Source organism: Flavobacterium nitrogenifigens, assembly GCF_003254565.1.
GTDB lineage: Bacteria > Bacteroidota > Bacteroidia > Flavobacteriales > Flavobacteriaceae > Flavobacterium > Flavobacterium nitrogenifigens.
This window is the reverse complement of sequence record NZ_QJRI01000159.1, coordinates 31221-54045: the sequence shown is the minus strand read 5'-3', so window position 1 is coordinate 54045 and position 22825 is coordinate 31221. Positions and strand designations below refer to the sequence as shown.

The 22825-nt window shown below is 35.2% G+C and carries 19 protein-coding genes; 17 read left to right on the top strand and 2 right to left on the bottom strand.

The genetic code is table 11. The features are described from left to right. Window positions 1-2 precede the first annotated feature (2 nt). From kdpA to DM397_RS02940, 9 genes are all read left to right on the top strand, one after another. Complete coding sequence (gene kdpA, locus DM397_RS02980; RefSeq protein ID WP_111376118.1) at window positions 3-1724, top strand: potassium-transporting ATPase subunit KdpA; 1722 nt, start codon at window positions 3-5, stop codon at window positions 1722-1724. 193 nt (window positions 1725-1917) lie between these two features. Next, window positions 1918-3975, top strand: a complete 2058-nt coding sequence (kdpB, locus tag DM397_RS02975) for a potassium-transporting ATPase subunit KdpB (RefSeq protein WP_111376117.1) — start codon at window positions 1918-1920, stop codon at window positions 3973-3975. A 96-nt stretch (window positions 3976-4071) separates the two neighbouring features. Then, a complete protein-coding gene (locus DM397_RS02970; protein ID WP_111376116.1) occupies window positions 4072-4623 on the top strand; it encodes a K(+)-transporting ATPase subunit C in 552 nt (183 codons plus the stop codon). Between the two features lie 437 nt (window positions 4624-5060). Next, complete coding sequence (locus tag DM397_RS02965; RefSeq protein WP_111376115.1) at window positions 5061-6137, top strand: porin; 1077 nt, start codon at window positions 5061-5063, stop codon at window positions 6135-6137. Window positions 6138-6354: 217 nt separating this feature from the next. After that, window positions 6355-7482, top strand: coding sequence for a sensor protein KdpD (locus DM397_RS02960; protein WP_111376114.1), 1128 nt, complete (start codon window positions 6355-6357; stop codon window positions 7480-7482). Between the two features lie 244 nt (window positions 7483-7726). Further along, entirely contained in the window at window positions 7727-9445 is a 1719-nt protein-coding gene (locus tag DM397_RS02955) for an ATP-binding protein (protein WP_111376113.1), read from the top strand. Window positions 9446-9504: 59 nt separating this feature from the next. Further along, window positions 9505-9741, top strand: coding sequence for a hypothetical protein (locus DM397_RS02950; protein ID WP_111376112.1), 237 nt, complete (start codon window positions 9505-9507; stop codon window positions 9739-9741). After that, entirely contained in the window at window positions 9723-10022 is a 300-nt protein-coding gene (locus DM397_RS02945) for a type II toxin-antitoxin system RelE/ParE family toxin (protein ID WP_111376111.1), read from the top strand. Before DM397_RS02950 ends, DM397_RS02945 begins: the two co-directional genes overlap by 19 nt. A 134-nt stretch (window positions 10023-10156) precedes the next feature. Next, window positions 10157-10918 carry a phosphatase PAP2 family protein gene (locus DM397_RS02940; RefSeq protein WP_111376110.1) on the top strand — a complete coding sequence of 254 codons (762 nt, stop codon included), beginning with the start codon at window positions 10157-10159 and terminating at the stop codon, window positions 10916-10918. 213 nt (window positions 10919-11131) lie between these two features. Here DM397_RS02940 and DM397_RS02935 read toward each other — a convergent pair whose 3' ends face one another. After that, a complete protein-coding gene (locus tag DM397_RS02935) occupies window positions 11132-11905 on the bottom strand; it encodes an XRE family transcriptional regulator (RefSeq protein ID WP_111376109.1) in 774 nt (257 codons plus the stop codon). Between the two features lie 88 nt (window positions 11906-11993). Between DM397_RS02935 and dinB the strand changes: the two genes are divergently transcribed. The 6 genes from dinB (at window position 11994) to DM397_RS02905 (ending at window position 19630) form a co-directional block, all read left to right on the top strand. After that, complete coding sequence (gene dinB, locus DM397_RS02930) at window positions 11994-13175, top strand: DNA polymerase IV (protein WP_111376108.1); 1182 nt, start codon at window positions 11994-11996, stop codon at window positions 13173-13175. Continuing rightward, a complete protein-coding gene (locus DM397_RS02925) occupies window positions 13175-16228 on the top strand; it encodes a DNA polymerase III subunit alpha (RefSeq protein WP_111376107.1) in 3054 nt (1017 codons plus the stop codon). The genes dinB and DM397_RS02925 overlap by 1 nt, the downstream gene beginning before the upstream one ends. Before the next feature lie 175 nt (window positions 16229-16403). After that, a complete protein-coding gene (locus tag DM397_RS02920; protein ID WP_111376106.1) occupies window positions 16404-17780 on the top strand; it encodes an exonuclease domain-containing protein in 1377 nt (458 codons plus the stop codon). Window positions 17781-17821: 41 nt separating this feature from the next. After that, complete coding sequence (locus tag DM397_RS02915) at window positions 17822-18448, top strand: alpha-ketoglutarate-dependent dioxygenase AlkB family protein (protein ID WP_111376105.1); 627 nt, start codon at window positions 17822-17824, stop codon at window positions 18446-18448. Window positions 18449-18605: 157 nt separating this feature from the next. After that, a complete protein-coding gene (locus tag DM397_RS02910) occupies window positions 18606-19067 on the top strand; it encodes a DUF1810 domain-containing protein (protein WP_111376104.1) in 462 nt (153 codons plus the stop codon). 158 nt (window positions 19068-19225) lie between these two features. Beyond that, the gene (locus DM397_RS02905) at window positions 19226-19630 is read left to right on the top strand and encodes an MFS transporter (RefSeq protein ID WP_111376103.1); all 405 of its coding nucleotides are present in this window, start codon (window positions 19226-19228) and stop codon (window positions 19628-19630) included. Between the two features lie 76 nt (window positions 19631-19706). Here the strand turns inward: DM397_RS02905 and DM397_RS02900 are convergent, their stop codons facing one another. Beyond that, window positions 19707-21116: an APC family permease gene (locus tag DM397_RS02900; RefSeq protein ID WP_111376102.1), complete on the bottom strand. Its 1410-nt coding sequence runs from the start codon at window positions 21114-21116 to the stop codon at window positions 19707-19709. Window positions 21117-21461: 345 nt separating this feature from the next. Between DM397_RS02900 and DM397_RS02895 the strand changes: the two genes are divergently transcribed. Next, on the top strand, window positions 21462-21848 hold the full coding sequence (locus tag DM397_RS02895) for a DUF5958 family protein (RefSeq protein WP_111376101.1): 387 nt from the start codon (window positions 21462-21464) through the stop codon (window positions 21846-21848). A gap of 103 nt (window positions 21849-21951) precedes the next feature. Beyond that, window positions 21952-22710: a methyltransferase domain-containing protein gene (locus DM397_RS02890; protein ID WP_111376100.1), complete on the top strand. Its 759-nt coding sequence runs from the start codon at window positions 21952-21954 to the stop codon at window positions 22708-22710. The last annotated feature ends 115 nt before the right edge of the window (window positions 22711-22825 follow it).

The following is a 22825-nucleotide window of genomic DNA, read 5'->3' as shown; positions in this document are numbered from 1 at the left end:
ATATGAACACAGAAATACTAGGTGTCATAGGTATTTTTATCCTTACCATTATTTTAGCTATTCCGGTAGGGAAATATATTGCTAAAGTTTTCTTGGGAAATAAAACACTTCTTGACCCAATTTTCAATCCAATTGAAAAACTTATTTTTAAAATTAGCGGTATCAATCCAGCCGAGGAAATGAACTGGAAACAGCACTTAAAAGCACTTTTAAGCATCAATATGGTTTGGTTTTTTCTTTGCTTTTTTGTTCTGCTTTTTCAGGGTTCTTTACCACTAAATCCAGATAATAATCCATCGATGTCGCCTGATTTGGCATTTAACACCACTATTTCATTTGTTGTTAACTGCAACTTACAGCATTATTCTGGCGAAAGCGGTGTTTCGTATCTATCGCAAATGGTTTTGATGTTTTTACAATTTGTTTCAGCTGGTGTTGGAATCGCTGCTGCTGCAATGGTTTTTACTGCAATGAAAGAGAGAACTACTGACAAACTGGGGAATTTCTACAATTATTTCGTAAAAAGCTGTACTCGTATTTTATTACCGCTTTCAGCAATTGTAGCTATCGCATTAGTTTTTAGCGGAACTCCAATGACTTTTGAAGGAAAAGACGCTATTACAACTTTACAAGGTGATCCGGTTGAGGTTTCTCGCGGACCAGCTGCTGCTTTTATTGCCATTAAACATATTGGTACAAACGGCGGTGGATTCTTTGGAGCTAATTCTACTCATCCATTAGAAAATCCAACTTACTTTACAAACGCAGTTGAACTTTGGGCGCAAATGATTATTCCGTTTGCGATGATTTTTGCACTTGGATTTTTCTTAAACAAAAGAAAATTCTCTTACATTATTTTTGGTGTCATGACCGTTGGATTTTTACTCTTGGTTGTTCCAACCGTTATGAGTGAGATCAACGGAAATCCTGCTATCGAAAAAATGGGAATCGCACAGACAACTGGAGCGATGGAAGGAAAAGAAGTTCGGTTTGGCCCAGCAATTTCAGGTTTCTGGAGTATTGCAACAACGGTAATTTCTACAGGTTCTGTAAACAGTATGCACGATAGTTCAATGCCGGTTTCTGGCGCTATGCAATTATTATCTATGATGGTAAATGCCTTTTACGGCGGATGCGGTGTTGGTATTCTAAACTACTATATTTTCATAATACTAGCCGTATTTATCTCCGGATTAATGGTTGGTCGAACACCAGAGTTTTTAGGAAAGAAAATCGAAGCGCGAGAAGTTAAAATTGCTGCTTTTATCGCCATTCTTCACCCATTATTAATATTAGCGGGAACTGCTTTAGCATCTTATTTTGCTGCGCATGATACTGCAATGGGTTATTGGTTTAGCGGAAACGCAACAGGCTGGTTAAACAATCCCGGAAATCACGGATTCTCTGAAATGTTATACGAATATACTTCGAGCGCTGCCAATAATGGTTCTGGTTTTGAAGGATTGGGAGATAATAATCCGTTCTGGAATATCACTACAGGAATTGTATTACTGCTAAGCCGTTTTATTCCAATCATTGGTCCATTGGCAATTGCAGGTTTATTGGCAGGTAAAAAATACATTCCAGAGAGTGCAGGAACTTTAAAGACTGATACCTCAATTTTCGGAATTATGACTTTTGCTGTGATTGCCATTATTGCGGCTTTATCTTTCTTTCCAGCGTTGGCTTTAGGCCCATTGGCAGAATTCTTTACACTAAAATAATAACTCATTTTTCAATGCTGAAAATATTTTAAACACATAGAAACATAGTCTTTTCTTTACCTAAAAAAGAAAATCAAAAGAAACTAGTTTCTAACACATAGCTATGTGTGTTGATGCAAGTGAAACGCCTTTACCACAAAGTAAAATCTATGTTTCTATGTGTTTAAAAAAGCCAACTAAATAATATAAAGAAATGACAACTAATAAATCCACATCATTGTTTGAAAGCAAACAGGTAAAAGAAGCCTTAGTGCAATCTTTTGTCAAGCTGAACCCAAAAATGATGATCAAAAATCCGGTAATGTTTACCGTAGAAATTGGAACAGCCATTATGTTTGCTGTCTGCGTTTCGATCTTAATGGGCGCAAATGACCAAGGAAGTTTTACTTATAACCTAATTGTATTTTTAATTTTACTGGCAACGCTTTTATTTGCCAATTTCGCTGAAGCTATTGCCGAAGCAAGAGGAAAAGCACAAGCTGACAGTTTAAGAAAAACCCGTGAAGAGACTCCTGCAAGACAGATTCTTCCAAACGGAGAAATCAGAAATATCAGTTCTTCAGCATTAAAAAAAGACGATATTTTCGTTTGCGAAGCTGGCGATTTAATTGCTGCCGATGGTGAAATTATCGAAGGTTTGGCTACAATCGACGAAAGTGCCATTACTGGAGAAAGTGCTCCTGTAATTAGAGAAGCTGGCGGAGATAAATCTTCTGTAACTGGAGGAACAAAAGTATTATCTGATAAAATTAAAGTAAAAGTAACTTCTGAACCTGGCGAAAGCTTCTTAGATAAAATGATTGCTTTGGTTGAAGGTGCAAGCCGTCAGAAAACGCCAAACGAAATTGCCTTAACCATTTTATTAGCCGCATTTACTTTAATTTTCGTGATTGTGTGCGTTACACTAAAACCGTTTGCCGACTATGCCAACGCACCCATCACGATCGCGGCTTTCATTGCTTTGTTTGTCTGTTTAATTCCAACTACAATTGGAGGTTTGCTTTCTGCAATTGGTATTGCGGGAATGGATAGAGCTTTACGTGCCAACGTAATTACAAAATCTGGTAAAGCAGTTGAAACAGCTGGAGATATTGATGTTTTGCTTTTGGATAAAACAGGAACTATCACAATCGGAAACAGAAAAGCAACCAATTTTTATCCAACAAAAGGAATCTCTTTTGATGATTTCGTGAAATCGGCTGTTTTGAGTTCGCTTGCTGATGATACGCCTGAAGGGAAAAGTATTTTAGAGTTAAGTGAAATGATTGATGTGAAGAGTGAAACAAAAGCAAGTTTCTTAAAGACTACTTCTGATATTTCGCATACTATCAAATTTACTGCCGAAACCAGAACTTCTGGAGTTGTATTAAAAGACGGAACAAACATTCGAAAAGGTGCACAAGACGCTGCTAAAAACATTGCACAACAAGCTGGAAATTCTTTTCCTGAAGATACTGCACAACAAGTAATTTCAATTTCTTCTAATGGAGGAACACCTTTAGTAGTCATTAAAAATAATGAAATCCAAGGTGTTATCGAACTTCAGGACATCATTAAAACCGGAATGAAAGAACGTTTTGAGCGCTTGCGCCGAATGGGAATCAAAACGGTTATGGTTACTGGTGATAATCCGCTTACTGCGAAATTTATTGCCGAAAAAGCTGGCGTGGATGATTTTATTGCCGAAGCTAAGCCTGAGGATAAAATGAATTACATAAGAAAAGAACAAGCCGAAGGACGCCTAGTTGCCATGATGGGTGACGGAACAAATGACGCTCCTGCCCTTGCGCAAGCGAATGTTGGAGTTGCCATGAACAGCGGGACTCAAGCTGCAAAAGAAGCTGGAAATATGGTTGACCTTGACAATGACCCAACGAAATTAATCGAGATTGTTGAAATTGGAAAACAGCTTTTAATGACTCGAGGTACTTTAACCACTTTTTCAATTGCAAATGACGTTGCGAAATATTTTGCTATTGTTCCTGCTCTTTTTATTACTGCGATTCCTGCGCTTCAAGGTTTGAATATTATGCATTTGCATAGTCCTGAAAGCGCCATTTTATCGGCTGTAATTTTCAATGCTATTATCATTCCGATTTTGATTCCGCTGGCATTGAAAGGTGTTGAATATCGTCCAATTGGGGCAAGTGCCATTCTAAAACGTAATCTTTTGATTTATGGTCTTGGCGGTTTAATTGTTCCTTTTATCGGAATCAAAGTTATTGATTTAATAGTTGCAATCTTTATGTAAAAAAAGTTACTAAGGTTCTGAGATGCTAAGGCGCTAAGTTTTTTTCTCTTAGTCCCTTAGAACCTTAGCTCCTTAGAACCTCTAAAAATAAAAAAAATGAAAAATCTATTTTCACTCATAAAACTTACTGTCGCTACATTAATCTTGTTCGCAGTTATTTATCCTTTAGCGATTTACGGAATCGCACAAATGGCTCCAAACCAAGGAAAAGGAGAAACTATCTCGGTTAACGGAAAGATAGTTGGTTATCAAAAAATCGGACAGAAGTTTGATAAGTCAAATTATTTCTGGGGAAGGCCTTCGGCTGTTGATTATAATGCGGCGGGAAGTGCCGGAAGCAATAAAGGTCCAAGCAATGCTGAATATCTAGCATTGGTTCAAAAAAGAATTGATACCCTTTTATTGGTTCATCCGTACTTGAAAAAATCTGATATTCCTGCTGATATGGTTACAGCTTCAGGAAGCGGTTTAGATCCGAATGTTTCTCCGCAAGGCGCTTTGATTCAGGTGAAACGAATTGCTAAAGAGCGAAATTTAGCTGAAGCGAAAGTAAAAGCTTTAGTAGAATCTAAAATTAATTCGGCCGTTGTTGGTCCTGAAACGGTAAATGTTTTGGAATTGAATGTGGCGCTGGATCAGCTTCGCTGAAGCTTTAAGATGCTAAGGTTCTAAGATACTGAGATTCTAAGTTTTTCTCCTGCAAGGTTTTCAAAACTTTGTAGGTATGAAAAATCTGCATCAAGTATTATCATGAAGTATCCGTGTAGTTTGTCATCCTGAGGAACGAAGGATCACACGAGAAGTTCCGTCCGCATGATCGTCAATCTTTGTCGAGCTACTAGTGTGATCCTTCGTTCCTCAGGATGACAAACTGTGGCGAGAATTGGAATCAATAAACTTAAAATTAAATACCTACAAGGTTTTGGAAACCTTGCAGGAAACGAAAACGCCTTTTTACCCCAAATGCCCTAGCCCCGATAGTAGTGGAAATCCTTTTGTGCCGGGGTTCGGCACAAAAGATTGAAACGGATAGTGGGAAATAGCTCCTAAAAAATCTACTAAACAAATAATTGAATACCACAAAAATGAAAAAAATAATACTTACTGCTTTAATCGCTTTTGGTTTTAGCAATTTACACGCACAAGAAGAATCTAAAAGTCCGTTTACGTTTTCTGGATATGTAGACGTTTATTACAGTTATGATTTCGCGAAACCGGAGAATCATACAAAACCGAGTTTTTTTTATAATTATAATCGAACCAATGAAGTGAACCTGAATTTAGGTTTGGCAAAGGTGAATTATTCTAAAGGAAATGTCCGAGCGAATTTAGCCTTGATGGCAGGAACTTATGCGCAATATAATATGTCGGCTGAGCAGGATTTACTGCAAAATGTTTATGAAGCGAATGTGGGTGTGAAGATTTCGCAAAAACATGATTTATGGATTGATGCTGGGATTATGCCTGCTCACATTGGTTTTGAAAGTGCAATAGGAAAAGACTGTCAGACTTTGACCCGAAGCATTTTGGCTGAAAATTCGCCTTATTATGAAGCAGGAGTCAAAATTGGCTATACTTCTGATTCTGGAAAATGGTATTTGGCGGCGATGTATTTGAACGGCTGGCAGAGAATTCAGAAAATTGATGGCAATCAAACTCCGGCTTTTGGAACTCAAGTTACGTACAAACCATCTGATCGGGTTGTTTTGAACTGGAGTACATATATTGGAAACGAACAGCCTGATATTGACAAGAGATGGCGTTACTTTAATAACTTTTATGGACAATTTAAAGTGGCTGAAAAAGTAAACTTAACAACTGGTTTTGATATTGGTTCTCAGCAATCGGCTAAAGGAAGTAATAAATATGATGTTTGGTTCTCTCCTGTCTTAATTCTTCAATACAAACCGACTGATAAAATTCAGCTGGCTGCACGAGGAGAATATTATAGTGACGAAAAAGGTGTAATTATCGCAACTGAAACTCCAAACGGATTTAAAACTTACGGATTTTCAGCTAACTTTGATTACTTAGTTACTGACAATGTTATGTTTAGAATTGAAGCAAGAAATCTTTCAAGCAAAGATGAAATTTTCACAAAAAACAATCAGCCAACAGATGCAAATACGTTTGTGACGACAGCATTAGCTATTAGTTTCTAGAAATATTTTTGCCACAGATTACACAGATTAAAAGGATTTTTTTTCGCCACGAATTACACAAATTTTCACTAATTTTTATTCAATATAATTCGTGGAGATTTGTGTAATTCGTGGCAAATAAATCAACACAAAGCAATTCAATAATCTTTTTAATCTGTGAAATCTGTGGCTAAAAAAAATAAAGGTTAGTGTCTTAGCGCCTTCGTGGCAAAAAAATATGAAAGAAGAAAACGAAAATAACGCACAGCATTTTCTGGATTTGATTCAGAAATCACGAAAAGGAAAGTTTAAAATCTACATTGGGATGAGCGCCGGTGTGGGCAAGACTTTTCGTATGCTTCAGGAAGCGCATTCGTTATTGAAAAACGGAATCGATGTCAAAATTGGTTACATCGAAACGCACATGCGAAAGGAAACGCATGAATTATTAGCAGGCTTGCCTATAATTCCGAGGCGGACTATTTTTTATAAAGGAAAAGAACTCGATGAACTCGATGTTCAGGCAATCATCAACCTTAGACCAGAAGTGGTTATCGTTGATGAATTGGCGCATACAAACATTGAAGGAAGCAAAAACGAAAAACGCTGGCAGGATGTTCTGGAGATTTTGGATGCTGGAATTAATGTAATTTCGGCTGTCAATATTCAACATATTGAGAGTTTAAATGAAGATGTAAAACGGATTACCAATATCGATGTTCAAGAAAGAATTCCTGATAATGTTCTACGATTGGCCGATGAGGTTGTAAATATCGATTTGACTTCAGAAGATTTGATTGCCCGACTGAAAGAAGGAAAAATTTATACAGCAGATAAAATTCCGACTGCTTTAGCGAACTTTTTTAAATCGGAACAAATTCTCCAATTGCGTGAATTGGCTTTGAAAGAAGTGGCAAGTCAGGTAGTTCGAAAAGTGGAAAGTGAAGTTCCGAATCTGCATGCTTTAAGACATGAAAAGCTTTTAGCCTGCATTAGCAGTAATGAAAAAACGGCTAAAATCATTATTAGAAAAGCAGCAAGATTAGCCAGTTATTACAACGGATCGTGGTATGTTTTGTATGTTGAAACGCCAAAAGAAAGCAGTAACAGAATTGCACTCGACAAACAAAGACATTTAATTAATAACTTTAAACTCGCTGTGCAATTGGGCGCTGAGGTTATTAAATTGGAAAATTCAAATATTACCGATGCTATTTTAAAAACGGTAGAGCAAAAACAAATTACAACTGTGTGTATCGGAAAACCGCATTTTAATTTGTTTAAAGTAATTTTGTCTACAACAATTTTCAGACGTTTGCTCAACAAATTGTCTTTGTCAAATGTTGACCTTGTTATCCTGTCGTGAAAAATTTTTAAACCATATAAGTGATATAAGTTCATTTAAATTCGAGGCGTTGATTTTTTTTTAACCGCAAAGACGCTAAGGTCTCGCAAAGCACGCAAAGATTAAAAAAAACTTTGCGCCATGCTCTAGCGAACTTTGCGTAAAACTTCGCGTCTTTGCGGTTAAAAAAAAAGCAATTCTAATATTTTCTTATATCACTTATATGGTTCAAAAAAAGTTCAAAAAAAATTAAATGTTTTATAAAATGAGAATTAAAACCAAATTGAATCTGGGTGTTGGATTGTTATTTTTAATGATCATTATACTTTCGTTAGTGAGCGGATATTCTGTTTTTTTGATAAAAGCAGATACCGAGAATATTCTGAAAGCGAATTATAATACGCTGGAATATTCGCGAAATATGATTTTGTCTTTGGATGAAATTAAAGCGAGCCCTGATAGCAAGATTCATGTTTTCAAGGAATATCTTGAAAAACAAACGCAAAATGTTACCGAACCCGGAGAAAAAGAAGCAACCGAAAACCTTGAAAAAAGTTTTACGCTTTTAGAACAAAACGGAGCAAACGAAACCATAAAAGCAAAAATCAGACAGGATATTTTTGCCATCATGAAACTGAATCTGGATGCTATAAAACAGAAAAGCGATATTGCTAAACATACCGCCGAAAATGCCAATTTATGGATTGCCATTGTGGGAAGTTTATGCTTTTTGATTGCTTTTAATTTGCTGGTTAATCTTCCGAATAATATTGCCAATCCTATCAAGGAATTGACACTGAGTATCAAGGAAATTGCGAATAAAAACTATTCTGAACGCGTTCATTTTACGAGTCATAGCGAATTTGGAGATTTGGCCAAATCGTTTAATACGATGGCGCAGAAACTCCAGGAATATAATGATAGTAATTTGTATAAACTCTTTTTTGAAAAGAAACGACTGGAAACTTTAATCAATAATATGAACGATCCTATTATTGGATTAGATCATGAAGGAATTGTTTTGTTTGCCAATGATGAAGCACTGAAAATTGTTGGTCTGAAACTGGAAGATGTTATCGGAAAATCGGCTTCTACTCTAGCCTTATCGAATGATTTGATTCGGTCTTTGATTTTAAAAGAAGATTCAGACGCTCCTAAAAAACAACCACTTAAAATTTATGCGCACGGAAAAGAAAGTTATTTCGAAAAAGAAATTCTCAATATTACCATAATTCCGACTGGAGAAGAAAAAGAAATCAATATTGGCGATGTGATTATTCTGCGAAATATTACACTTTTTAAAGAACTGGATTTTGCCAAAACCAACTTTATTGCCACCGTTTCGCACGAATTAAAAACACCAATTGCATCGATAAAACTAAGTCTGAAATTACTTGAAAATGAAAAAACAGGCGATATGAACGACGATCAAAAACAATTGGTCGAAAGCATAAAAGATGACAGTCAGCGCTTATTGAAAATTACTGGCGAATTGCTTAATCTATCGCAGTTAGAAACTGGAAATATTCAGCTGAATATCGAAAAAAGCAATCCGCAAGAAATTGTAAATTATGCTGTTGAAGCAGTAAAAGTTCAGGCGGAACAAAAACAGATTAAATTAATAATTGATGCCGATGAAAATCTAGAAGACGTAAAAGCCGACAGCGAAAAAACAGGCTGGGTTTTGATTAATTATTTGTCGAATGCCATCCGTTATTCTTCTGAAAAAAGTACCATTCACATCAAACTTAAAAAAGAATTAAATCAAATCGTGTTTCAGGTTATCGATACCGGAAAAGGAATTGATACAAGATATAAAGACAAAGTTTTTGACAAATATTTTCAGGTTCCGGGAAGTCAGAAATCCGGAACGGGATTGGGATTAGCTATTAGCAAAGAATTTATTGAAGCTCAAAATGGAAGTGTTGGGGTTGAGAGTAATTTGGGATTAGGAAGTACGTTTTGGTTTTCGTTGAAAGTATAAATTATTTAACAGTATTTTGAAAATAAATCTTTAATTTTGAGTATTAAAAAGAATTTGATATGGACATGACAGCGCAAATAAAAGAAAATTTGATCTCCAGAATTAGAGATTCTAAAGACATGAATTTTTTAAAAGCACTTCAAACTATTTTTGATTCTTCAGAACAGTCATTATATGAATTAAATGCTGAACAACAATCTTCTATCGAAACAAGCCGAAATCAGATAAAAAATGGCGAATTTCATAAAAATGAAGATGTAATTTCAGAGATGAGAGAATGGCTAAAAAAGAAATAATCTGGTCTGATCTTGCTAAACTTGAATTTTCTAATGTTCTTGAGTTTTATGTTTTCAGGAATGGAAATTCTGATTACAGCTTAAAAATTCTTGAAGAAGTTGAAGATTTATTAGAAACTCTTTCTAATAATGAGTTTATTGGAAGACTTACTTCTAATAAAATCACTCGTGTTATTCCAATGAAAATTTATTTGATTTTTTATGAAATTAATAACAATCAAATAGAAGTATTATCTTTTTGGGACAATCGTCAAAATCCTGAAAAAAGGAAAATAAAATAAGACTCTTATTTAGCCAATCTTAATCCAATTACCCTATTCAAACCCAACAAATTAATATTCACTTAAGGTTCAATTAAGACCAAAATACCAGCGTTGAACATTCGTTACTATTGCAAAATATAACGACAAAAACAATGTTCCGCAAAACGATTTCCCTCGTATTTCTATTCGGATTATTTTCTGCGAATGCACAGCAAAATGATTCGATCACAAAAATTGACAGTACTTCACATCCATTAAAATTCAATTACAAACAATTAATTATTCCGAGCGTATTAATTGGTTATGGCGTAATTGGTTTAGAAAGTGATCAGCTTTTGAGTTTCAATCATCAAATTAAAAATGAGGTTACTGAAGACATTGACGAGAAAGTTACCATTGACGATTTCTCGCAATATGCGCCTGCCGTATCTGTTTATGCGCTGAATGCTTTTGGAGTAAAAGGCAAAAATAATATGCGCGACCGTTCTGTAATACTTGTGACTTCGTATGCGATTATGGCGACAACGGTTTTAGGTTTAAAATCGATTTCACATGTAGAAAGACCTGATGGAAGTTCGAATAATTCCTTTCCTTCTGGACACACTGCAACTGCATTTATGGGCGCCGAATTTTTATACCAAGAATACAAAGACAAATCGATTTGGTATGGAATTGCAGGTTATGCCGTTGCTACTGGAACGGGACTTTTTAGAATCTACAATAATCGTCATTGGTTAACTGATGTCGCTGCTGGAGCTGGAATCGGGATATTGAGTACCAAAATTGCTTATTGGATCAATCCGTATATTACTAAAAAGTTATTCAAATCAGATTCTGAGAACAAATCAACTTCTATGATTATGCCTTTTTATAATGGACAGCAATATGGATTAGGATTTGCGAAGGTTTTTTAGTTTTTTTTGCCACAAAGGCGCTAAGATACAAAGTTTTTTAAGCCACAGATTTCACAGATTAAAAGGATTTTTTACTACTTTGTATAGTTTGTTTGCCACGAATTACACAAATTTCCACGAATTATATTTGAATAAAAAATTTGTGAAAATTTGTGTAATTCGTGGCGAAAAAAATAATCCTTTTAATCTGTGAAATCTGTGGCAAAACTCTTTTTATGTATTCGAAGTATTATTCTTAATCTCTCGAACTTCACGTTTCAATTCTAAAAGCAAATCTTTCATTGCTCCAGTTTCTGTTGTTTCTTGTTTTTTGTCTGAACGGCCGATGTTGCATTCGTATTCCCAAATCTCCAAAATATCAGAAGCTTTCACTTCATAATTTGGGTAAAAACTATTGTCAGATTCTAAAACCAAACTATTCTTTTTGTTTTTATTGAGACGTTTGTAAACCATTCCTTCACTTTTGGTAATAAGAATATAGGTTTTACCATCCATCACCTCTCCTAGTTTTTCTACATAACGGCCAATAATGATAGAACCATCTTCATGCGGAGGCATAGAATCGCCTTCAACGGGAAATCCACGATGTTTTCCTGGTCCTAAAAACGGAAGTGTAATCTGCTGTAAACTTTCAATATATTCTGGATCAGCATATCCGTTTAAATAACCTGCTTTTGCTTTTTGAGATACAATTTCAATAAAATTTTCTCCAAAACTATCCACTTGAATGGGTAAAATAAGTCGATTGCCTTCTAGTTTTATCAAATTTTGCACATCAATTTTACGGATATCGACAGATAATATCAAGTCGATACTCATATGAAAATATAATGCAATCTTCTTTAAAATGTCATACGGTGCCTCCGAAGTTCCGTCTTCGTATTTCACGTATCTTCCTCTTGTAATACTTAGGTTTTCAGCTAATTTTTCTTGTGATATTTTATGCTTAACCCTTAGTGCTCTGATGTTGTCTGAAAATAAGGACATAATTAATTTGTTATAATTTGGAACAGCAAATATACAAAAAATTGTTATCACCTGTGCTAATTTTGTTCCATACAAAAACAAAAGGAAAATGGCACGGGCAATTGTACATATGGATCTGGATACCTTTTTTGTATCCTGCGAAAGACGCACCAACTCAGAACTCAACGGAATTCCGCTTATTATAGGTGGCGGAGACCGCGGTGTTGTGGCCTCTTGTTCGTATGAAGCCCGAAAATATGGTGTTCGTTCTGCCATGCCAATTCGTATGGCATTAAAACTTTGTCCAGACGCAAAAGTGATGAAAGGCGACATGGAATTATATTCGCAACTTTCTCATGATGTTACCGAAATTCTTCAGGAAAAAGCACCTGTTTTAGAAAAAGCCAGCATCGATGAATTTTATATGGACATTACCGGAATGGACAAATTTCACGGAAGTTACAAATGGACAAATGAATTGGCGCAAAAAGTAATTAAAGAAACAGGACTTCCGATTAGTTTTTCATTATCCATCAATAAAACCGTTTCTAAAATTGCGACTGGCGAAGGCAAACCTGTTGGGAATCTAGAAATTCCAGAACAAAAAGTTCAGGATTTTTTAAATCCGCTTTCGATTCAGAAAATCCCGATGGTGGGCGCTGTGACTTTTCAGCTTTTGTCTAGAATCGGCGTTCGTAAAATTCAGACTTTAGCCGAAATGCCTGCTGAGGTTTTACAACAAATGATTGGTAAAAATGGTTTGGAACTTTGGAAAAAAGCGCACGGAATTGACCATACCCCTGTTGAACCTTATACGGAAAGAAAATCAATTTCGACCGAAACTACTTTTTCACAAGATACTATCGATCTTGCCAAACTGAGAAGAATATTATTAGGAATGGTAGAAAAACTGGCTTTCCAGCTTCGTGCAGAACAATGGCTGACTTCAACTGTTACGGTCAAAATACGTTACGCCAATTTTGATACCGAAACCAAACAATGCCGAGTAGCTTATACCTCCGCCGATCATATTTTGACTAAAAACGTAATAGAGCTTTTTGAAAAAGTGTATCAGCGTCGTATGCGTCTACGCCTGATTGGCGTTCGCTTTAGCGGATTGGTACGCGGAACGTATCAAATCGATCTTTTCGAAGATACTCAGGAAATGCTTTCACTTTATGAAGCGATGGACAAAATGAAAAGCCGTTATGGTTTTGATGCCGTAATGCGTTGTGCCGGAGCTCACTTTAAACCGAATACTAAAGACGAAATTTTAAAACGCAAAAAATAATGTATCTCAATTGTCATTCTTATCATTCATTACGTTACGGCACGATTCCGCTTAAGGAATTGATTGCTGAAGCCGTTTTGCATGGTATAAAAGCAATGGCATTGACCGATATTAATACCGTTACTGGAATTTACGATTTTATAAAAGCGTGTCAGGAAAAAGAAATCAAGCCTTTGGTTGGAATGGAATTTCGATGCGAACATCAATTCCGATATATTGGTTTGGCACAAAATGCAGAAGGTTTAGCCGAAATGAACAGATTCTTAACGGAACATAATTTCAGCGGAGAAACTTTGCCTTTGCGTGCTCCCAAATTCAAATCGGCTTTTGTGATTTATACTTTAGAAAATGCTCCCGAAACGCTTTTTGAAAATGAATTTATCGGAGTTCGTCCTGAAGAAGTTTCAAGTCTTCTGACTTCAAAACATAAAAATAAAATCTCCAAAATGGTGGTTTTACAGCCTGTAACTTTTAGAAATAAAAAAGAATACAACCTGCATAAAGTGCTTCGGGCTATTGATACGAATATTATTTTATCGAAGCTTACAGAAGCAGATTATTGTAAAGTTTCTGATGTGATGAAACCTGTAGAATCGATTCTGCCATTCTATGAAAAATATCCTGAAATCATTTTAAATACACAGCGTATTATTGATGAGTGCAATTTTCAATATGATTTTTCAGCTAAAAGAAATAAAAAATTCTATACTGAAAACCGCCAAAAAGATTTAGAAAAACTGACTGAATTAGCTTGGGAAGGATTTAAAAATCGTTACGAAAACGAAAATCTAGAAGCAAAAGCCCGCGTAGAGAAAGAATTAAAAGTAATTGATGAATTAGAATTCAGCGGTTATTTTTTAATTACCTGGGATATTATTCAATACAGCAACAGTAAGGGTTTTATGCACATTGGACGCGGAAGTGGTGCCAACAGTATTATTGCCTATTGTCTCGGAATTACCGATATCTGTCCTATCGAATTGGACTTATATTTTGAACGTTTCTTAAACCTCAACCGTAAAACTCCACCCGATTTTGATATCGATTGGAGCTGGCAGGAACGCAATACCATTTTAGAATATATCTTCAAAAAATACGGCAAAGATCATGTTGCTTTTTGCGGTACAAACGTTGAATTTAAATACAGATCTATTTTTAGAGAAGTCGGAAAGGTTTTTGGGCTTCCAAAAGAAGAACTCGATATGCTGGCTAAAAATCCAATGGCGTTGCATGAAACCAATAAAATTGTAAAAATGGTTCAGCAATATGGAATGCTATTGGAAAAATATCCGAACCAACGCAGTATGCACGCCTGCGGAATTTTGATTTCTGAAGAACCAATTACGAATTACACGCCTCTAGAAATGCCTCCAAAAGGTTTTCCAATTGTACTTTTTGATATGCATATTGCCGAAGAAATTGGTTTTGACAAATTTGATATTCTAAGTCAGCGAGGCATCGGCCATATTGACGACAGCGTAAAACTGATTGCCAAAAACCGAGGCATAAAAGTTAATATTCGCGATACTTCCATTTCTAAAGATGAAGCGGTTTGCAACTCTTATTTAGCAAAAGGACATACAATTGGCTGTTTTTATATCGAAAGTCCAGCTATGCGAGGATTATTGCGTCGACTAAATTGCGACAATTATAAAATTTTGGTTGCAGCTTCGTCTATCATTCGTCCTGGAGTAGCACAATCGGGAATGATGAAAGAGTATATTTTTCGCCATAATAATCCAACTCAGTTTGAGTATTTCCATGAAGTTTTTAGGGAACATCTTGGCGAAACTTACGGCATTATGGTTTATCAGGAAGATGTGATAAAAATCGCCCAGCATTACGGCGGACTTCCCGCTCCTGACGGCGATATTCTGCGTCGTGCCATGTCGGGAAAAGGAAGATCGTTGGAAGCTTTACAAAAAGTAAAAGATAATTTCTTTGCGAGCTGCGCACAAAAAGGACATCCGTTACAATTAAGTCAGGAAATTTATCGTCAAATTGAATCTTTTGCGGGCTATTCTTTCTGCAAAGCGCATTCGGCTTCTTATGCGGTTGAGAGTTATCAAAGTTTATACTTGAAAGTTAATTTCCCTGTTGAGTTTATGACGGCGGTAATCAACAATCAGGGCGGATTTTACAGAACCGAAGTTTATGTACACGAAGCTAGAATGTCTGGCGGAACGATTCATAATCCGTGTGTGAATAAAAGTGAATATCAAACGACTTTATACGGAACCGATATTTATCTCGGTTTTATGCACATTCAAAGTCTGGAATCTAAAATCGCTCACTTGATTGAAGAAGATCGAAATAAAAAAGGGGATTTTAGTTCTCTAGAAGATTTTATCAATCGAATTCCAATTGGGATCGAAGGTGTTAAAACTCTGATTTTCATTGATGCTTTTCGTTTTACCGGAAAAACTAAAAATCAGCTTTTGGTAATTGCTAGTTTATTGCTGAACAATTTTAAACCTGAAAACAGAGATTTAAAACTTTTGCAAGAACCTGTTAAAGAATATAAACTTCCAACATTGGAACGCTCTGTTTTTGAAGATGCTTTTGACGAAATCGAGTTGCTAAGTTTTCCTGTTTCTTGTACTGTTTTTGATCTTTTACAAACCAAACATCGTGGTGATGTGATGGCAAAAGATTTAGTACAGTATCATAAAAAACAAGTTAGAATGCTGGCCTATCTCATTTCCAGAAAACACGTCCCGACCAAAAAAGGCACCATGTATTTTGGAACTTGGATTGATCACGAAGGCACCTATTTTGACACCGCTCATTTTCCTGACAGCTTAGAAAAATATCCTTTTCAGGGTGGTGGCTGTTACTTATTATTAGGAAATGTTGAGGTTGATTATCATTTTCCGACTATTACGATTCTCAAAATGGCCAAAATGCCTTTTATTCCAGATCCGCGCTATATGGATTCGAAAGATCAATACAGAACACAAAGTCAGATAAAGGAAGATGTTAGTTTGACGCATCGAGCGCCTTATCCGCAGGGACATGAAATTAATTTGCCGAGACATAGAATGAAGTTTTAATTTTTACTAAACGCCGAAAATTGCTCGCAAAGACGCAAAGTCGCAAAGTTTAATTTAAAGAACTTGAAAAAAACAAAACTTGGCGTCTCTGCGACTTTGCGAGATTAAAAAATAAAGTCTGCACACTATGTGTTAAAAAATTAAATAACTAAAGAAGAACTTACGTTATATAAAGATGAAAAATACGGAATATGCTATAGTCGATATTGAAACCACAGGCGGAAATGCCAGTGGCAGTCGCATTACTGAAATTGCGATCATTATTCATGATGGTAAAAATGTGCTAGATCGTTATGAAACACTTGTAAATCCTCAACAGGACATTCCTCCTTCTATTTTTGGATTAACGGGCATTAATAACGAAATGGTAGCCAATGCCCCAATCTTTGATGATATTTCAGAGAAAATATTAGAAATGCTTACTGATCGTATTTTCGTTGCACACAATGTCAATTTCGATTATTCATTCGTTCATCATCAGTTGGAACAGTCAGGTTTTAAATGGTCTGCTAAAAAACTCTGCACCGTTCGTGCGGCCAGAAAAATCAAACCTGGTTTAGGTTCTTACAGTTTAGGAAATCTTTGCAATTCTTTAAATATCAATTTAGAAAATAGGCACCGTGCTGGAGGAGATGCCGATGCTACTGCCCTATTATTTTCTCTTTTGCTAGAATGGGATGATGCTGGAGAAATCGAAAAAATGATTAAAAAAACAGCACAAGACCAGCGCTTACCTCCTAACCTTCCGCCAGATGATTTTAATAATTTACCCGATAAACCAGGAGTATATTATTTTTATAATCAGGCGAAAAAAGTGATTTATGTTGGAAAAGCTATTAATTTGAAAAAACGCGTTTCTTCTCATTTCAGCGGTAATAATATCAATCCGCAGAGACAGCATTTTTTAAGAGATATTCACGGAATTTCTTTTGAAGTCTGCGCTACCGAATTAATGGCGCTTCTTTTAGAATGTACTGAAATCAAAAAACTCTGGCCGACTTATAATAGAGCTTTAAAACGTTTTGAAGCTAAATTTGGCATTTATCAATATGAAGCGAGAAATGGTTATAAATATCTCGCTATTGGCAAAGTGAGCAAGTTTCAGGTCTGCATTCATGAATTCAGCAGTTTGCATGAAGGCATCAATTTACTTCGAAACCTTGCCGAACGTTTTGAAATCGATCACCGTTTCTGCAAATATTCAAGATCTGAAGAGGGAGAATTTTTCTATAATAATAATCCGCAAAGTCTGCCAGATGCTATAATGCATAATGCACAAGTCGATAATGCTATTGACTATCTCTTAAACAACAGACCAACTTTTGCCATTATCGACAAAGGAAAATCAAAAGAAGAACGCAGCTGCATTTGGATTGAAAATGGGCATTTTTATGGTATGGGATATCTTCCTTCAGATGTTTCGATTCATGAGCCTTCAGACGTAAAAAATTATGTTACGCCTTATAAAAGCAATCAATATATTGAACAACTGATTTTTTCTTATGCAGAGAAGCATCCTAGAAAAGTATTCTTTAAAAAGCATTTAGTCTAAAATCAAATTAGAGAAAAATAGAGCTGTAAAAAATCAAAATTATGACACTATTTACCGATACCGAATTATTTACCACTGGACACGGAGGTAAAAAAATATTTGATCTTCCGGATTGCGAACTAATTCTGATTGAAAATTTCTTCAGTAAAGAAGAATCAGATTCTTTTTATGACAGAATACTGCGCAAAACGAAATGGAGAGAGTACGAAATGGAAATTTATGATAAAACCTATACTGTTCCCAGAATGATTGCGTGGTACGAAGATAAAGACAACGAAGGAGCTGATCCAAACGGACCTGACTGGACGTATGAATTGTTAAAAATCAGAAGCCGTGTTGAAAAAGAAACTCAGCTTGATTTTAACAGCCTTCTGTTAAATTTATACCGAAACGGAAAAGATGGCGTAGGCTGGCATAGCGACCGAGAAGACAAATCTGGTAAAGATCCAATTATAGCATCTGTCACTTTTGGAGAAACCCGAATGTTTAAACTTCGCCATAAATTCAGAAAGGATATTCCATTGGTTGAAATACCACTTCATCATGGATCTTTCCTACTAATGGCGGGGACTACCAATAGTTTTTGGCAACATCATGTACCCAAAACAGCACGCAAAGTTTTGCCCAGAATAAATTTAACTTTTAGGCAAACGCAACGTAATACGTAATGCATTCAGAACTAAAAACTAGCTGATTTATTAGCTCAATTTCAACGAGGAAAATTCTGTCGAAAAAAGTTAAAATACTGATTGTATGAACGTTTTATTAGGCTGAACCTTCCTTTTTTACTATTTTTGCAACCTTTTAAAAAAATATAATACCGCAATGGCTTATTCAAACAACGATTTAGCGCGCTTCCTAGATGCACAAAACAAACTTTATCTTACTGCTCTTTCTGAAATAGGAAAAGGGAAAAAAGAGACGCATTGGATGTGGTTTATTTTTCCTCAAATTAAAGGATTGGGCAAAAGCGATACTGCAAATCTTTATGCCATTAATGATTTAAAAGAAGCTTCAGATTATTTGGAGCATCCAATTTTAGGAAAACATTTAATTGAAATTTCAGAATTGCTATTGACCTTTAAAATGAAATCGGCTGATGGAATTTTTGGAGATTTAGATGCTCGAAAATTGCGTTCTTGCATGACTCTGTTTTCTTTGGTAGAAAATGCAAATCCAATATTTCAGGAAATTCTGGAAGCTTTCTTCTCTGGAGAAAACGATCCGCTTACTTTGTCTATTATTAATTCAACTATAAAATCTGTTGATGAACCGGTTGAAATATAACCCGAGTTTACAGCGATTATTTACATTTAAAAGACACTAATTCTAGTGTCTTTTTTTTGTTTACAACTATATCATTTGCTAAAATCAAGATCTTAATTTGTTTATTTAAAAATAATTAGCATTAACTTGCATAATCAACCTCAAATCTAAACCAAATTATGACAGAAAAAATCAAAACTTTACAAATCATTCATCTTGGCATTTGCGCTGGAACAATTATCGCGTATTTCATTGTAGGAGATATTTCGTTAGAAACACTAAGCGTTCCAGCTATTGATTCTAATTCAATACTATACCTTATTATTCCTATTCTTGCCTTTGTATTAAGCAGTATATTATTTAAAGCACAATTAAAACAAATTGATCCGAAATTAAAACTCGAAGACAAACTTCCTGTTTACCAAACTGCTTCTATTATGCGATGGGCGGTTCTTGAAGGTGCCGCTTTTTTGATATTATTCATTAAACCCGAATTTATCTTGTTCGGAATACTTCTCATTGTTTATCTTCTTTATTTAAGACCTACCGAAGAAAGAATTACCAATGATTTATCTAATTCTTAAAACGTATAAAGCATAAAAAAAGCATCTTGAAAGATCAAGATGCTTTTTTTATTAAATTTCAATTGAAGCTAAAATATTATTCACTTGGTTTTGTTAAATAGTAAACTGGAATTCCGGTTAACATAATTAATACTCCCCAACCGCAAGTTGAGAATTTTGTGATTAACAACGAAATACAAATTGCTGACGCTACCACTATATATAACATTGGCAAAAATGGATATCCAAATGCTTTATAAGGTCTTTCTGCATCTGGCATTTTTTTTCTTAGAATAAAAATTCCGTAGATCGTAAGTATGTAAAAAATCAATACAATGATAATTACAAAATCAAGCAAATCGCCATACTTTCCTGTAAGACACAAAGCTGAAGCCCAAATGCACTGCGCCCAAAGTGCCCAAGCAGGAACACTCGAACTGTTTAAAACGGCAGCTTTTTTGAAAAATAAACCGTCTTTTGCCATCGTATAATATACTCTCGCACCCGCCATAATTAATCCGTTGTTGCAGGCAAAAGTCGAAATCATAATCATAATTGCAATAATGAGCGCTCCAATATTCCCGAAAATATAATCTGAGGCCACAACTGCAACGCGGTCAAATTTTGCTGTAGCAATTTCGTCAAACGGCACTACAGCCAAATACATAAGATTTGTCACAACATAAAGAGAGGTCACAATAAAAGTTCCTAAAAACAAACTTAGACCTACATTGCGTTTCGGATTCTTAATTTCACCCGCAATAAAAGTCACACCATTCCAAGCATCGCTAGAAAATAACGATCCTACCATTGCTGCTGAAATTCCCGAAATCAAAGCAGTTCCGCTAATTGGCAGCCATGATCCACTTACTTTGTCAAATGTCTTTGTACTCCATCCGTCTGCCCAGTTTGCATCCCAAACAGAAGCTTTCGCAGCAAGCGTCAATCCAAAAACAACTAAGCCTAGTAGCGATAAAATTTTAATTATGGTTAAAACGGTTTGCAGAATTTTTCCATTTTTTACACCTCGGCTATTAATGAATGTCAGAATGATAATCGTTAAAATTGAAACGAGCTGAGCAGCATTGAGTTTAAAAGCTCCCAGTTCGTAAAGAATATTCTCATCGCTCAACGGTTCATACAAATAAGCAGCAAATTTAGAAAAAGCCACTCCTACAGCTGCAATAGTTCCAGTCTGAATAACTGCAAAAAAACTCCAGCCGTACAAAAAGGCAATCAGTTTGTTATAAGCTTCTTTCAGGTAAACGTATTGGCCTCCTGCTTTTGGGAACATAGCACTCAATTCGCCGTAACTAACTGCTGCAACAACAGTAATAAATCCAGACAAAAGCCAGATTAAAGTAAGCCATCCCGCCGAACCTACTTGTCTTGCGATATCGGCGCTTACAATAAATATCCCGGATCCGATCATAGAGCCAACCACAAGCATGGTTCCGTCTAAGAGTCCGAGTTCTCTTTTAAAATGTTCTTGGTCGTTTTCTTGCATTTTTATTGGTTTAGGTTGGATAAAGATATACTTTTTTCTGAAATCTTAATCTTTAAATTATAAATTCCATAAATTCTTAAAAAAGATCATATTTATCAAGATTTAACCCAAATCTTTATTAAAATCTTTTGGGTGTATCCAGCCGAAAAAAGTGGGTCGGCTGTCCACTTTATCTTTTGTGGTTACCGATAGCTATCGGAACTACCATAAAAGAATGCCGTTCCTACCCCTTACGCAAACAAAAAGTGCATTCAAAAACGATATATAAATCAACATTAGTAATTCCAACTTTTATATATTTGATTTCTACGAATTGCCTAATGAAAAATAAAGAACTTGGAAAGAATGGAAGAAATAATCAATAAAATTGCTCAAGACAAAATGGATTTCAATATTGGTTTAGAGCTATTATTGGATAAGAATAGTTTTGACGAAATTTTTGAAACACTTCAAATTTACATTTTAAACTCTATTCCAAATAAAACCGATTATAATTCAGAAACTTATCAAAGAGCAATAAATACTATTCCTCTAAAACCCACTTATACGCCAATTGTAATCTTAAAAAGTTTTTCCACTAAAATTGCTTTCAATAAATTGGCTTCATTGCCTAAAAATGAAAATAAAAAAGTAATAGTCTCTTTACTTTGGATTTTTAAAATTACGGATACGGAAAGAAGAAATACAGAATGCAAAAATGGTTGTGGACATTTTTGGCATGAACTTGACTAAAGATTCTTAATAAACATATTAGCTCTCAAGACAAATGAGATATACTATATCTTCCTTTTGAAACAAGGGAAATTTTCTTTAATTTTAAAAGAAAAAGAAAATCATGACTTGGGATCCGAAAAAATACAATGAGTTTAAAGAAGAACGTTCTAAACCGTTTGATGATTTAACAAGTCATATTGTTGACAAACCAAATCTAAAAGTTATAGACCTCGGATGCGGAACAGGTGAATTGACCAAAAAATTGTATCAAAAACTTACAAAGCCATCTGTTCTTGGCATCGACAATTCTGCTGAAATGCTGGCTAAAGCTCCAATACAAGAAAATCTTAAATTTAAAGAAAAGGCGATTTTAGAACAGATTAATGAAGAGACCAAATGGGATTTAATCTTCTCCAACGCCGCATTGCAATGGATTGATAACCATAACGAACTTTTTCCGAAAATTATCTCCCGAATAAATCCAGGCGGACAACTGGCAGTTCAGATGCCACAGCAAAATGAAAACATCCTGAATAAAATACTTTTACAGCTTGTTCAAGAAGAACCTTTTGTAACGTATCTAAAACATTGGACGCGTCCTTCTCCAGTATTGACCTTAGATGAATACGCAAAAATCCTGTTTGAAAATGGCGGTACAAATCTGGTTCTGTATGAGAAAGTTTACCCTATAATTTCTAATAAAAAAGATGACTTTTTTGACTTCATTTCAGGCTCTGCATTAACTGTTTATCAAGAAAGATTGGAAGAACAGGAATTTGCAGCATTATCAGCTGAATTCAAAAAAAGAATAGATACTTATTTTCCTATAGTCCCGTCTATTTACGCCTTTAGAAGATTGATTATTTATGCTAAATTTTAATCAAACAATCTGACAAAACCAATATTTAATACTTAAACAAAAATACTTAAAACAAAAATATTTTAACTTCTACAGTATCTTTTTTACGAAAATCATAAGATAAATTTTATTATAT